Annotated in this window: 12 protein-coding genes; 1 reads left to right on the forward strand and 11 read right to left on the reverse strand. The window is 36.8% G+C overall.

From position 1 onward, the window contains the following. Window positions 1–204: 204 nt before the first annotated feature. The 8 genes from OO013_RS17095 to OO013_RS17130 form a co-directional block, all read right to left on the reverse strand. Window positions 205–1077, reverse strand: coding sequence for an SGBP N-terminal domain-containing protein (locus OO013_RS17095; protein WP_266058199.1), 873 nt, complete (start codon window positions 1075–1077; stop codon window positions 205–207). Between the two features lie 267 nt (window positions 1078–1344). After that, window positions 1345–2286, reverse strand: a complete 942-nt coding sequence (locus tag OO013_RS17100) for a hypothetical protein (RefSeq protein ID WP_266058200.1) — start codon at window positions 2284–2286, stop codon at window positions 1345–1347. Between the two features lie 247 nt (window positions 2287–2533). Then, window positions 2534–3403, reverse strand: coding sequence for a sugar phosphate isomerase/epimerase family protein (locus OO013_RS17105; RefSeq protein WP_266058201.1), 870 nt, complete (start codon window positions 3401–3403; stop codon window positions 2534–2536). A 555-nt stretch (window positions 3404–3958) separates the two neighbouring features. Next, a complete protein-coding gene (locus OO013_RS17110) occupies window positions 3959–5326 on the reverse strand; it encodes a hypothetical protein (RefSeq protein WP_266058202.1) in 1368 nt (455 codons plus the stop codon). A gap of 243 nt (window positions 5327–5569) precedes the next feature. Then, window positions 5570–6262, reverse strand: a complete 693-nt coding sequence (locus tag OO013_RS17115; protein ID WP_266058203.1) for a DUF5995 family protein — start codon at window positions 6260–6262, stop codon at window positions 5570–5572. A gap of 102 nt (window positions 6263–6364) precedes the next feature. Beyond that, window positions 6365–7693: a cytochrome P450 gene (locus OO013_RS17120; protein ID WP_266058204.1), complete on the reverse strand. Its 1329-nt coding sequence runs from the start codon at window positions 7691–7693 to the stop codon at window positions 6365–6367. A gap of 268 nt (window positions 7694–7961) precedes the next feature. Further along, a complete protein-coding gene (locus tag OO013_RS17125; RefSeq protein WP_266058205.1) occupies window positions 7962–8978 on the reverse strand; it encodes a zinc-dependent alcohol dehydrogenase in 1017 nt (338 codons plus the stop codon). 130 nt (window positions 8979–9108) lie between these two features. Then, window positions 9109–10842, reverse strand: coding sequence for an amidohydrolase (locus OO013_RS17130; RefSeq protein WP_266058206.1), 1734 nt, complete (start codon window positions 10840–10842; stop codon window positions 9109–9111). A gap of 184 nt (window positions 10843–11026) precedes the next feature. Here OO013_RS17130 and OO013_RS17135 point away from each other — a divergent pair, with 184 nt between their 5' ends. Further along, window positions 11027–11161: a hypothetical protein gene (locus OO013_RS17135; protein WP_266058207.1), complete on the forward strand. Its 135-nt coding sequence runs from the start codon at window positions 11027–11029 to the stop codon at window positions 11159–11161. A gap of 4 nt (window positions 11162–11165) precedes the next feature. On the opposite strand, the gene OO013_RS17140 is transcribed toward OO013_RS17135, so the two are convergent. The 3 genes from OO013_RS17140 to OO013_RS17150 all read right to left on the reverse strand — a co-directional run bounded on the left by OO013_RS17140 (window position 11166) and on the right by OO013_RS17150 (window position 13447). Then, the gene (locus OO013_RS17140; protein ID WP_266058208.1) at window positions 11166–12095 is read right to left on the reverse strand and encodes an alpha/beta hydrolase; all 930 of its coding nucleotides are present in this window, start codon (window positions 12093–12095) and stop codon (window positions 11166–11168) included. Between the two features lie 137 nt (window positions 12096–12232). After that, the gene (locus tag OO013_RS17145) at window positions 12233–12691 is read right to left on the reverse strand and encodes a DUF4440 domain-containing protein (RefSeq protein ID WP_266058209.1); all 459 of its coding nucleotides are present in this window, start codon (window positions 12689–12691) and stop codon (window positions 12233–12235) included. Window positions 12692–12718: 27 nt separating this feature from the next. Beyond that, the gene (locus OO013_RS17150; protein ID WP_266058210.1) at window positions 12719–13447 is read right to left on the reverse strand and encodes a hypothetical protein; all 729 of its coding nucleotides are present in this window, start codon (window positions 13445–13447) and stop codon (window positions 12719–12721) included. Between the last annotated feature and the right edge of the window lie 3 nt (window positions 13448–13450).

The following is a 13450-nucleotide window of genomic DNA, read 5'->3' on the forward strand; positions in this document are numbered from 1 at the left end:
GTATTATTTGTTTTATTGGAGTGGTAGGGGAGTTATTTGTTTGGCTCCAGTAACAAGGAGAAACCTGCTTGTGTAAGGCAGTATTTAATATAGGATTCGAGTCAAATGCAATCCAGTAAATCCTTACTGACGATAAGTGTCAGCATTCTAAAGATTCAGACAATTTTCTGAGTGGAGATCATTTTCCAAGTCCAATGGTTTCTGCTATTCACAGGTCATCCCCACTCCAGTATAAATTGTAGTGCCATATTCTGTCGACATTGCACATATCTCACCCGGAATTATTGAAAACCCATTTCCATTGATAAACAGGTTTTGCAGATTAGATAGCTGACCTATTTCCCTGGGAATCGATGTTAACGATGGATTGTTGTCGATCCAAAGATTTTTAAGGCTTCTCAGCTGACCGATCTCCGGTGGTACGGAACTTAAGTAATTATTAATGCCTACACTTAAACGCTCAAGGTTTGTGAGTTTTCCAATTTCCGGTGGTAGCGATGCATTATTATTCATGTGTGTCATGAGCACCTTTAGATTTTTAAGATATCCAATTTCAGGCGGGATCACCTCAAGTAAGGAATTGTGAATTCTCAATTCAACAATTACTCCATCAAATAAAAAAACGCCATCCCATTGAGAAAGATCCGGCTCGTAAAGGTTCCAACCCAGATCGTTGGAAGAATTGGCTTCATAGATCGCCACTAAGGCATCGCGCTCGTTAACCACCCTTACCTCATATTCCTCTGAAGTTCCATCTTCTGCAGTGATAGTATAGGTCACCGGTACAGAAAAATCCTGCACGCCTATAGGTGTAACTGTAGCTCCAGTAGAGGAGATTACTGCTGGGACTAATGCTGTTTTAAGTGAATTGCCAGGCAGGACAGCAAATATGGTATTTGTTTCATGATCGATTTCTCCAATTACATTGGTGCTAATGGAATTTTGACTCATTAGGAATTGGAAGGATAGAATTTCTTTTTCCCGGTTCAAGGTCGGATCATCATCTGAACAGCCGGTAAATAATATTGAACCAATGAGGACAATAACCAACGGAAAGATTTTATTAGTAAGGGGCATAATAAAAAATGGTTTTGATTGAATTTTTATCCAAATAATAAAATAAAAGTGATTTTGTAAATAGTTAGAGCAGGTTTTTTAACTGGGGGGGAAGGATTTTTCACTGGCACGAGTAGCCCGTCATCATTTCGATCGCCTTACGCTGGTATGTGAGAGGCTCAGCGTCTAGGAGAAACCTGCTTGTGAATGCAGTATTTAATATTGGATTCGAGTCAAAGGCATTTCTGTTAATCCATAAATCCAATGAATCCTGATTCAGACAATTATTTATTCTACAATCCACGAAATAGAATTTTCAGACATTTTTCTGTAATTATGTCCTACGCTTCTAACGGTGTCAATTTCCCAGTTAAATGTCCAGTTGTGTCGATTGGTTAATTGCTGATTCATTTGATAGAAATTAGTTCCACGCTCTAATCTGTGCGCTCCTTGCTTCATTGCTAATTCAGTGGTTCTGAAAGTCCCTAAACTTGGATCATTATCTAGCTCACCTAATAAAACAATCAATTTCTTTTTAAATGATTTTTTCAGATCTTTTTCTAAACTGATTCCGGTATTTTTAATTCCATAAGGATATTCAAGGTTTTCATCAGGTAGAGTATAGAATCCGGCATTTGCAGCTACAGCCGTTTCTATTCTATTGTCGGGCATTAAGATGATCATTCTATGAACAAATTGTCCACCTGCTGAATGTCCAAAAATATCATAGTGCTCATTACTAATGTTGTTCGTCGATTTGATATGGTCGAATATATTTTCAACAACTGTATAAGCCCATTCACTTTCTGGATTGCTGGAGCCAAAAAAGGTGAACAAGTTCCCTTCCTGGTAATCGTTAGTTGTATAGTTAGAAAACTTATTTTCGAATTCTGGTGCTACTATCAGAAGATTATTTTCTTCAGCAATTGTTGTCCATGCATCCAGATAATCGTCTGCATTACGGCCTCCGCCATGCATTACAAAGACTATTTCATCCTGGTCTTTCCAGCTTTCTGGTTTGTAAGTCCACACTCTGATAGATTTCCTCGTGCTTTCTTTGTACGCATACATAACGAAGGAATCATTTCCTGTATCGATTTTATCTTCTTCTGTGATTTCAGGTCCCTTTGGAAGTATGTAAAGATAAACGTAACCTGTGATCGCAAGGATTAAAAAAACAGAGAGGGTAAATAGGATTACTTTCTTTAAAGTTGAAAAAGTCTTATTCATTGTGGAGTTCTTTTATTTTAAGTGGATATCAAAAACTAAAGCTAAATCAATCCTTTACTTTCTAACATATTTGAGTTTGGTTAAAAATAATTCCAGCTTTAGGTGACCAATCCATATTTGTGTTGATCTTCAATGCCTGGAATTGAAAGCGAAATTAACTTACTCTGGATAAATGGCAAACTTTTTTAAAGAAGAGGAGGGGGAGTTTTTTTAATGGCTTAAGTAGGTGTTTAATGGTTGATTAATTTTATTTATACCCAACGTTCTTTAGCTCTTTATGGCTTATTTCAATTGCTTTTAGTGGTGTCATACCTTCATAGGTCTCATCCTGTTCGACAAAATAGTATTTCATTCCGGCAATTTCTTTTTTAGATAGGTATCGGGCGAAATCTAACTGACCTTCTCCAACTGGAGCAAACCGTCCCTGATTATCCATGTCTTTTAGGTGCCAGGCCTTAAATCGACCGGGATATTTTTCGAAATATTTCACAGGATCGGCCCCTGCTTTTTCTGCCCAGTATAAATCAATTTCAAAATTCACTAAAGTTGAATCAGTATTTTCCAGTAAGTAATCCATCGGGATAATACCGTTATCATTTTCTTTAAATTCAAAGTCGTGATTATGATAAAGAAGTTTCAATCCGGCTTTATTACATTTTTCGCCGAATTCATTTAAAATTTGAGCTAAACTATCAACACCTCCAGTCATTCCCATTGTACCGGTTTCATTATCGACAGTAAAGCGTCCCATTGGAGGTATCGGAATGACCAAATATTTATATCCCACCGTTTTGACATCGGCAATGATCTGGTCAGCGTTATCAAAGGTAATACCACCCTGGTGGGAACTAACAGGAACTAACTTCAATTCATCCAGATATTCTTTAAACTCTAAAGGTGTCATCCCATAGAACTTACCATCAACATATCCGGCATCTTCTATATTTTGGTATCCAACAGCTTTTATATTCCTGAGAACTTCCTTTGGGTTAGACTTTAGTTCTTCTCTAAATGTATATAAACTAATTCCTCCAAAATTTTCTGATCCTTTTTGCTTACAAGTAGAAACGGAAATTATAATTATGACCGCTACTAAAATCTTAATTATAATTTTCATAATTTTTTTGATGTAGTTAAGAAAGATGGTTTGGTAATTGTGGATCAAAATCTACTGTTATTTAAAAACACACATAGCTCGCCCCAAAGATAGCAGTCATGCATTAAAATAAAAATAGAGTGGTATAGGTGTATGAATCGGGATAGACAAGGAATAATGTTGTCCTATTCTTTCCATTATTTTAGAAATCGCCACTGATCAGAGGTGTTAGCATTTCAAAATTCAGATATCTTTTATTGTGCCCGGGAAACAATCCCTTCATTTCATTAAAAGTCTGAAGTTACGCTGAAGCTAAACTCCAGACAGCGGGGGAAGGGTAATCTTTTAATTCTGTAAATCCCGATTCAGATAATTTTATTAATTATAGGGCACACGTTATGCTGAAAAAGCAATGCGCACCAGTGTAGCGAAGCTAAGGCTTGTCAGGGTCTAAGGATCTGTGATCCCGACGATCTCCTGACGTCGATGTCGGAGGTTATCGATTTGCGGGGTGTTTATGTTTTTTTCGAGTCAAGCGTCTTAATAACCTAATAACTAATAACCTAATAACTAACCTTACTCTTTACCATGCCAGTCTCTAAAATGATTTCGTTGCAGGTCTGATAACGCATCTGGTTTGTAAAAATGATCGTAGAATTCTGTGTCCACATGATTAACCTGAAAGCCAAGCAAAGTTCGTAACGGAGGTTGATATACTGGGAAGCGCTTGTATCTATCATAAAGGTAAGTACAATAAGCTATAGTCGATTCAACTGCTTTTTCACTGACATTTGGTGCTGAATTGCTGATTTTTGAATGGTTTTTCCACGCCCCAGTGGCTGCACCTTTATTAAATATTCCTTTCTTACCCCATTTTAACTCTACAACTGCATAAACAGCCTCCTTCATAGATGGGTAGTTTGGAGGGCAAAAGGGTTTAATCAACGAAGTGCCATCTTTGTCATCCAATCCTGTAACGAGTGGCACAGGTTGATCCTTATTCAATAGCTTTGCCATAATGCTATGAAACCATCCCATTCCGAGGTATTTGGTAGAATTCATTTCTTTCATTTTAAATCCAAGCACTTTAAACCAGCTATAATAGTGCGCTGCCCAATGTGGAAAGCCTCCCAGACCTAATGCCTGGGTCATCAGTCCCAGGTTTTGAATGATCATACCGGCTTCGGAGGTAACAAACTCGGTAACCATGGTTTCGAGTTGCTGTATTGTGATTGTGTGTTCCTTTTTTGGGTCGTCTACAAGATGACCACCCCGGCTTTTTGCAAACTTTTTAATACCTGCCGGTCGATAAGCTGCACGTTCATCTCTCACATAAATGCCATTATGCTCATTAAAAATTTCAAGCAGGGCGTTGATGTATAAAAGTGTGAAATCTTCAATAGGAAGAAAATAGGTAGCAGAAGGATCATAGAGAGACCATCGGTTACAATTAATATTGAAGAATGGTTCTAATGGAGGGTTTGATCTGCCGTCCCGGATTTTCACTCTTGTTCGCTGATATAACTCAAGATATTTTTCCTGTGCTGCCAAAGTAGCTAATTCAGAAACTATATCAGCCTTGAAGTCACCAGGCTTTTTGATATAATAGCAAGCTTCTGGATTCATTACAATCAAAGATGAGGTTTGAATAGCATCTCCGCTTGGTATTGTACGACCTGCCAGTCCGGCCATAATTGTGCCGCCTTCTCCTTTATCATAAACCAGATCTCCCAGAGCAGGTCCGGTTATACCACAGGCAGCGAAAGTTAATAAAGCTTCTTCTTTTTCTGAAAGCGGTAAACCCTGATGACGGCTTTTGTAAGCCATCGGGCCTGTTCTCATCTCCATTCCCAGGCCAAATCTTCTGGAACGCCGTTCACGAAGAATATTATATAACACCTTCCAGGGCGGTGACTCGTTTGGGGTTTGGCTGGTACCGCTCATAGTATATTTTTGTTAAATTCTAATTCTGAATTGCTGAGCCTTCTTATAGAAAGAAAGCATAGGTTGTTTTTAGTTGTCTGATTCAATATAACTTTAGATGTTTTAAATCACAAAATTAGACATATCGTAAAATCATTTTTTTGACAGGGGTGGAGCTTAAAAGATTAATATATTTCTGTGGAGTAAAGTGTAATTAGCTATTTATTTATAATAACCTATTGGATTAGAGTTAGTTGTATTCTTTTAAATTACTTTAATTATTTGTCGGTTTCTATTCAGAACCTTAGCTTCCTGTTGTAGCCGAATTATTTCTCTGTTGACAGGGGTGTTTGCCTGTAGTAAATTTTGGGTGACATCCCAGACTTCACTACGCCATCCCGTTAATAATTTGCTTAACAACCATTCGTCCATACGACCTAAAAGTATATCGAAAAGAGCTGAGGCAGGTGATAATGGAGCAATTATATCATCTTGTACATCATCTATCGTATTGGCTATAATTAAATTAACCAATTCATAATCGTGCTTTCTGCTTTCCCTCGAATCTTCATTTAATGATGGCCATTCTTTTTGCAAACAATCATATAATGCCAATGGGAGATCGTAATTGATATGTGTATTTACACCTATTAACAAATTTTGCAGGACGTGAAGATTTTTATGAGTAGTGCTATCGTGTACTTGTCTCCAGACTTCCGGGGTGTTTGGAGATAATTCTTCATACTTTTCAAGTGCCTCAAAGTAGTATTCTGAGAATCTAACAATCAAATGAGCGATCCAATTTGCATCGTAAAAATCTCCCCGCAGGACTCCGTTTTTCATATTCACACTCATCATAGTATAACATCTCAAAAAGAGTTGTCTGCTGTCTGAAGTTTTTTCCCAGCATTCGATGTTATAATTCATACGATCAAGTAAATCTTCTACAGAGTGCATGTTATAAATATAAAAATATAATGTTTAAATAAGAAAATATTTATAAACATCCTGATTTAAAAGGTTATAAAAGCTTATTTCTTTTATGCTTTATAGAATTAATTATTTACGAGGACTAAATCTAAGTATAGCGTTTTTGGGCTTCAGTGTTATAAGGGGTTGGATTTGGATCTCTTTTTTTACTTCTGAGATTTGATATCTCGATACAAGTTCTGCTATTGTAATGACCATTTCATACATGGCGAAATTATTTCCTATGCATTTTCTGGGCCCCGCACCAAATGGATAGTAATTTTCTGTTCGTGATTCATTAAACCTTTCCGGATTAAAAGTTTCCGGATCAGTCCAATTGTCTTTATGCCGGTGAATTTCATAGAGAGAAATTAATATATTCGTTCCAGCCGGAAAAGATTTTCCCCGGAACTCATCATCTTCAATGTTTACCCTGTCGAGGAAATATGCCGGTGGATAAAGTCGCAATGCTTCCTTGATCACCTTCTGACTATAAGGGCATTTTGTGTACAACACCATGAGATCATCTTCAGCAAGATTTTTTGCCTGTCTTACTTCTTCAATAATTTTTTCCTGTATCTGATTATTTTTAGCAAGTAATTCACAGGTAAATGTCAGGGCATTAGAACTGGTTTCATAACCTGCGGTAAAAAGGACAAGTATTTCGTCAATCAACTGATCTTCAGTAATTTCAGAGCCATCTTCATATCGCGAATCCAATAACATGTCAAGTAGATCCTCGTGTTTCTCTTTGCTTTGTTTTCTTTCCCTGATCACTTTTTTTAAGATTTCCCTGGCTTCTTTTGTCATTTCCAGGTGTTCATTTATTTTTCCACTTAATTTAAAGTACCAGTTTAAGTAGGGCTGGCGAAGTTCTTTGGCCAGCATTCGTTGAGCTGAATCTGTTGTGTTTTGTAATTTGTTGATCTCCGGTTGTCCAATGGCACTGCTAAAAAGTGATTTTACTACAGTTTGGAATGCCAGGTCATTGAATACAGGTAAAATGTCTATTGGTTTTCCAGGTTCTATCTTATCCAGCTCAGCAAGTATAGCGTCCTTAATTTTATATAATATTCCTTCGAGTTGTTTTTTATTGAAGGTAGGTTGAATAAGTTTTCTTTGTTTTTTCCAAAGTTCTCCTTCAGAAGTCAATAATCCGTGCCCAAGGTATTTTGCTACTTCTTTGGTCTGAATATCTGATTTTTTAAAATTCTTTTGATTTTTTTGAAGTGCGTATTCTGCAAGTGCTGAATCTCTAGTGAAAACGATCTTTCTTCCAAATCCGAGGTTGAGAATGAAAGTATCTCCCAATTCCTCAAAGTTTTCATGGTGGAAAGGTAAGGGGTTTTCCAGAATTCTCCTGGCATTGGTATAAAACCGTAAGGGAGAAACTGTGGGTATGCCTTTAATGTCTTCCATCTGCGTGAGAGTTCATCTTAATTTTAAAAAGTGCTTATGGGATGAAGTTTACACAGAATGCTGAGTAATCAACGATGTTTGTGTTTAATGAAAGTATGGTTTTTTCTTTTTAAATCCAAAGTATTGAATCATTAGAATGCCTTAACGTATTGATGATAATAAATAATATACTAATGAAGAAATGTAAGGCTAAATCACCTTATTTAAACTTACTCTCCATATTATAGAATCTGGTGCCGATTAGATGTTCTGAGATTCCTTTAATTTATCAGATACTATCGACAATTACTTTTACCGATTTATTACTGTCTGCCTGTACCTCAAAAGCTTTTGGCAGTTCATTTAAAGGGAAATGATGAGAAACTATCGGACTGAGATCTACTTTACCAGATGCCATCAGGTCAATCGCCTCTTTAAAATCGTTTGGAGTATAAAATAACGATCCCTGGATATTCAGTCGTTTATAGACAATAAGATTAGGATCAAGAGGTAATTCTTTACCATAAATAGCTAGTATGGTTAATGATCCATCAGGAGCTAACAAACTGGCTGATTGATTGAAAACACCACCAACACCGGAGCATTCGAAAGCCGCATTCAGGTTTGGAAGTTCCCCTGCATAATTAAGTGAGCTGACAGTGCCAAAATTATTTACTATCAGGTCCTCCAGATTACCATCAGATGATGGATTGAATGTAAACTTAGCGCCCAGTTCTTTGGCTAATTCGAGTCTTTTGTCACTTATATCAGAAGCAATAATATTCTCAATGCCTTTACTTTTAAGTCCTGCAATAGTTACTAGTCCGATTGTACCACAGCCTGTTACTAATACTGAATCCTCTTTTTTCAAGTCAGTTTTGTTGATCCCTGCCAATCCAACAGCAAATGGTTCAACCAAGGCTCCTTTTTCACTGTTAACGCTGTCGGGTATGCTAAAGATGTTTAAATTTTTTTTAGCGTTATCAATTTTGACGTACCGGGCAAATCCTCCGGGACTCACACCCAGGCCGATTCCATTTTGCATCGGATTTATTACAACCCTGTCATCGATATTCAAGTCCTGAACTTTACTTCCTTTTTCTACTATTTTACCACAGAATTCATGTCCCAGAACTGATCCTTCAGGTACCAACCCTTCATGGTAAATATGCAGGTCTGTACCACAGATACCTGTCATCTCAACTTTTACAATTACACTATCTTCACTTATAGCCGGAGTTTCTTTTTCATCAACACGGATGTCGTGTATACCATGAAATACTCCCGAGGGGTTTGAATTATTCATATATACAAATTTCAGTTTATTGATTTCAGTTCCCAGAAAACCTGGGGGTTGATATAATTTAGTTAATTATAAACACATTAAAACCACTAAAAGTTTTAATTGATCTCTCATTAATTTCTTAATAATTTGTTCAGTAGATTTTAATTTTAGCTTCCATTTGTTTTTTGTAAACAGTGGAACCTTCTTTAATAGTTTCCAAAACAATAATATTTTTAATTTCTTTCTCAGGAACTTTTAACGGGTTTTTGTTTAGAATTACAATGTCGGCAAGCTTTCCTTCTTCCAGTGTGCCTTTATTTTCTTCCTCAAAATGTTGATAGGCTGACCAGCTTGTAATAGCCTGGAGTGCTTCATAAGGGGTTAATTTTTCTTCAGCGCCAATGATTTTGCCCGAACGTGATTTACGCTCAACGGAAATTCCGACCATGCGCATCAAATTGGGTAATGCAACTGGGGCATCGGTATGAATTGTCAGCTTCAACCCTTTGTTTAATGCAGTTCTGGTCGGGCTGATTTTGTTTCCGAGGCTATCTCCGATGATTTGCTTATGCCAGTCTCCCCAATAGAATGTATGTAAAGGAAATAATGAGGCAACAACATTGAGTTTTTTTAATGAATCGAGCTGATCATCTCTTATGTACTGACCGTGAATGAGCACATTTCTTCTATTATCATTTCCATATTTTTCAGCTGCAGGCTTCATTGTTCTGATCATTTGATCAATAGCAGCATCACCATTAGCGTGTGTCAGGATCTGCCAGTTGTTTTTAAAGGCTTTATCGTAAATAAGCATGACAGTAGTGTCATTGGGGATTGCCGGATAACCGCTATAATCTTCATTAGCTCCGTCCGGGGGAATTAAGTAAGGTTGAGTTCTCCACGCAGTTCTGCCTTGTGGAGAGCCGTCAAGTGTCAATTTCATTCCACCAATGCGGTAATGATCAATATATGTTTTACTGTTCCATTTAGAAGGTATATAATTATCAGCAAGAGCATAATCTATATAGCTGACGACATCCAATTTGAGTTTGCCATCTTCTGCGAGGTTAACCAGTTGTTCATGGTTTTGCATTGTCCTGCCTTCCTGAGCAGTTGTATATCCGTAAGAAAGAGCCATCTTTTGCCCTTCCTCAAAAAACCTGTCTCCGGCTTCTTTACTTTTAGGGGTAAGTGCTTTGGCATAATGAGGAATAGCTGCTAGTTCTTCCAGAACACCATTCGGTTCATTATTTCCCTCTCTTCTTATAATTCCTCCTTCTGGATCCTGAGTGTTTGCATCAATATTTAATACTTCAAGTCCTTTAGAATTAACTACAGCAAAATGTCCTGATATATGGATGATCATGATTGGAAATTCTGTGGATACCTGATCCAGATCGTGTTTGTCTGGAAAACGATTTTCTTCTAATACAGAATCATCAAACCCCATTCCAAAGACCCAGCCTGTTAATTCCCGGTTTTCAGGTGTATTCCATTCTTTTAAAATATTGATAAGGGCAGGAATGTCTTTTGCCCCGGCATCGGGTGGGGGAAGAATTTGGGCACCAATAGCCTGTGAAGAAAATGACGAAAAGTGAGCATGACCGTCAATAAATCCGGGTAACATAGTTTTACCTTCTAAATCAATCGATTTAAAATTATTACCTGCTTCTTTCTGAGCTTCGTTCAGACTTCCGGTAAAAATAATTTTATCGTTTTCAACTACCAGTGCTTCTACATAGTTTGGTGAATCACCTGCCATCGTTATGATGTCTCCACCGCTGTAAATGGTGGTATTACCAGGGTTTTCATCGGCTGGATCTGATTTGCATGAAATAAAAGCTATTATCACATTAATCAGTAGAAGAGATTGTAGTTTGCTCATAATTATATTAATTGGCTAATAAATAGGTGTCAAAGAGTATGAATTCCATGCCTGGTTGTTTGGTTTTATTTAATTGTTCTATTTGGGGCTATGAGTCACTGTACTTGTAAAATAATTACTCGTCCCTCAATTTCAAAGTATACCTGGCAGGTTTTATTTGATTTTATTTTGAACTATCCGGGGTATGTGGAAAAGCAAAAGTTTTTGTTACCTACTTAACCAGATGGTATTTAAAAGCTTTCTTTATCTTGCTGTTGGAAGTGCAGACAGGCAATTAAATAAAAGAATCGAAGCAGAAGGAAACATAAAAATGGTTTAAACGATTAGTTTATTTCGTTTAAGCCACCAGTTGCCTGAGCATCATAATTATTAAATAAAATTCGTAAACCATTATTAACAGCAACAGGAAATACGGAGTAATGGGATTGATCAGAAAATATATGAGAATGGACCTGAAGTCCTTCATAGTTTCTTGATTTAAGTATTTGAACCATTTTAACCATTCCACCAACCATATAGTGTGATTCGTTTTCGCCTACCGATATGAATATTCGTGCATTAAGAGAATCATTATTGGCTGCATATTTTTCTTCATATTCAAAGAGATTGCCTTCGAATTTTCTTTCAGCTTCATACCAGTATCCCGGACTACTTAACAGGTATTGGTTAAACAGGCCAGGTTCATGAAATAAAATATAATGACCAAAATAAGCACCACCCGAAAACCCGATATAGGTTCTATGATCGGTTACTCGGTAATTGTCATGAAGATAGGTAAAAAGTTCATTTCGGATAAATTGTAGAAATTCCTTTGCTTTACCCATTTCCATTTCTTTAGCCCATTTAGGTTCCACACCATTAGGAAGTACAAATCTGTCTTGGGGAGTATAATCTCTTGTTCGAAGTTGCATTATTCTTCGGAATTTTTGAGGGCCGGTGTAACCAATACCCACAATTATTGCTTCAGGCATTTTTCCGTCATAAGCTAAGGCACGGGCGGATTCTACCGTACTCCCAAATATAAAGAATGGATCAGTCAGGTAGATGACAGGATAATCTTTGTTGTCGGATGAATAATTTTCCGGGAAGGCTATAGAAATTGAAAATGAGTCTTTCACAGCGGGTGAATACAATTTTATGCTTTTCGAATTAGGTATACCCACCTCGGACTGAGCTTCTGCAATGTTTAAAATAAAAATGAATAATACGATTAAAGGAATATTGAATTTAATAATGTAACTAAAGGATTTCATATAGTAAATATTGAAAACTTATATAACCAGACTATTTATGAAAAAAGAATATAGTGATTTATGAACTTTCAACAAAAAAAGAATACCAGATTATTATTGTAAAATACCATTAAAGAATCTTAAAGTAAGAATTAGTATTATTCCACTTTACCCCTTGTAGAATGTAGCATATCGAGTTTCCAGCCGTCTTCTGTTAATACGGCAGTAGCACTTTCAAGCCAATTAATTTTTTTCACTATCTTCTGATCTATGAGAAACTCAGCATGATTGTGATAGGCAATCCAGGCTGTTTTATCGGTTATTTTGATCTCGATAACATCAATTTTGTTGATTCTTTCGGGAATTACTTCCTGCGTTATTGCTTTATCTAAATAGTTTGTGATTATATCATTGGTCCATACCTCACCATTCTCTAAAAGGAGGAAATCTTCAGTATAGTATTTCTTAATATTTTCAGAGTCTAGTTCAGACCAGATTTCATCGAAAGATTCTACAATGAGATTATAAATTTCAGCTTCTTTGGCAACTTCCTGGCTTTGGCCGAATGAGAGAGTTGATACAAATAGAAGTAAAGATAAGGTCAATTTGATTTTCATGGTTTAAAGATTATGTATGACGTTTAATTACGCGCTAATATAGCTTGATTTTTCTATTGCTTTATATAAAGGCTTAGCACTTAATAAGCCGGCGAAGAATCCAATCAAAGTAAAATAAGGTAATATAAATGCAAGCCAACTTAACAATACATAAATGAGGGCTGAAAAATTTTGTTTGACAAATTCATTTAAAAAGAACTCATAGATAAAAATAAATAGGGCACTGGATAGGATTCCTATAATAATACCTAAGACCCACCATCCGACCCATTTGCCATTTTTGATCCCCACAGAGCGAAGATACAGATATTGCAAAATAGCAATAAAGCTTCCGCCTCCTAATCCGATCAATAAGGGTTCAAGGGGGCCTGGCGCACCTCCAGTTGACAAACCGGTATAAACGAGGTCGCCCAGTAATATAACCTCTAACCCAGCAATCGTCAGTATTATCCATACAAATTTATTGCGAATATGTTCTTTTAGTACATTATACTGTAAAACTGCCAATACAGCCCCGACGATAAGGTAATGAATAAAATGACCCGCCTGGAGGATAATGTAAAAGGATTTGCCATAAGCAAAAGGGCTGGTTGTGGAAGCTTGTTGCAGAATCTCTGCGATCGTTAGTCCTTCGAGTGCGGGCGGTCGAAAAAATGTTAATATGATCAAGCTGTTGGGAATCATCAAAAGAAATACCATATAGCCAAATGTTGTGGCTTTTATCCATGACTTGCGGAATTCTTTAAATTCGGGCATTTG

This window comes from Mangrovivirga halotolerans (assembly GCF_026241165.1).
Taxonomy (GTDB): Bacteria; Bacteroidota; Bacteroidia; order Cytophagales; family Cyclobacteriaceae; genus Mangrovivirga; species Mangrovivirga halotolerans.

Coding starts and splice junctions, on each gene's coding strand:
- OO013_RS17095 (WP_266058199.1), bottom strand. CDS start 1,077: ATGCCCCTTACTAATAAAATCTTTCCGTTGGTTATTGTCCTCATTGGT.
- OO013_RS17100 (WP_266058200.1), bottom strand. CDS start 2,286: ATGAATAAGACTTTTTCAACTTTAAAGAAAGTAATCCTATTTACCCTC.
- OO013_RS17105 (WP_266058201.1), bottom strand. CDS start 3,403: ATGAAAATTATAATTAAGATTTTAGTAGCGGTCATAATTATAATTTCC.
- OO013_RS17110 (WP_266058202.1), bottom strand. CDS start 5,326: ATGAGCGGTACCAGCCAAACCCCAAACGAGTCACCGCCCTGGAAGGTG.
- OO013_RS17115 (WP_266058203.1), bottom strand. CDS start 6,262: ATGCACTCTGTAGAAGATTTACTTGATCGTATGAATTATAACATCGAA.
- OO013_RS17120 (WP_266058204.1), bottom strand. CDS start 7,693: ATGGAAGACATTAAAGGCATACCCACAGTTTCTCCCTTACGGTTTTAT.
- OO013_RS17125 (WP_266058205.1), bottom strand. CDS start 8,978: ATGAATAATTCAAACCCCTCGGGAGTATTTCATGGTATACACGACATC.
- OO013_RS17130 (WP_266058206.1), bottom strand. CDS start 10,842: ATGAGCAAACTACAATCTCTTCTACTGATTAATGTGATAATAGCTTTT.
- OO013_RS17135 (WP_266058207.1), top strand. CDS start 11,027: ATGTGGAAAAGCAAAAGTTTTTGTTACCTACTTAACCAGATGGTATTT.
- OO013_RS17140 (WP_266058208.1), bottom strand. CDS start 12,095: ATGAAATCCTTTAGTTACATTATTAAATTCAATATTCCTTTAATCGTA.
- OO013_RS17145 (WP_266058209.1), bottom strand. CDS start 12,691: ATGAAAATCAAATTGACCTTATCTTTACTTCTATTTGTATCAACTCTC.
- OO013_RS17150 (WP_266058210.1), bottom strand. CDS start 13,447: ATGCCCGAATTTAAAGAATTCCGCAAGTCATGGATAAAAGCCACAACA.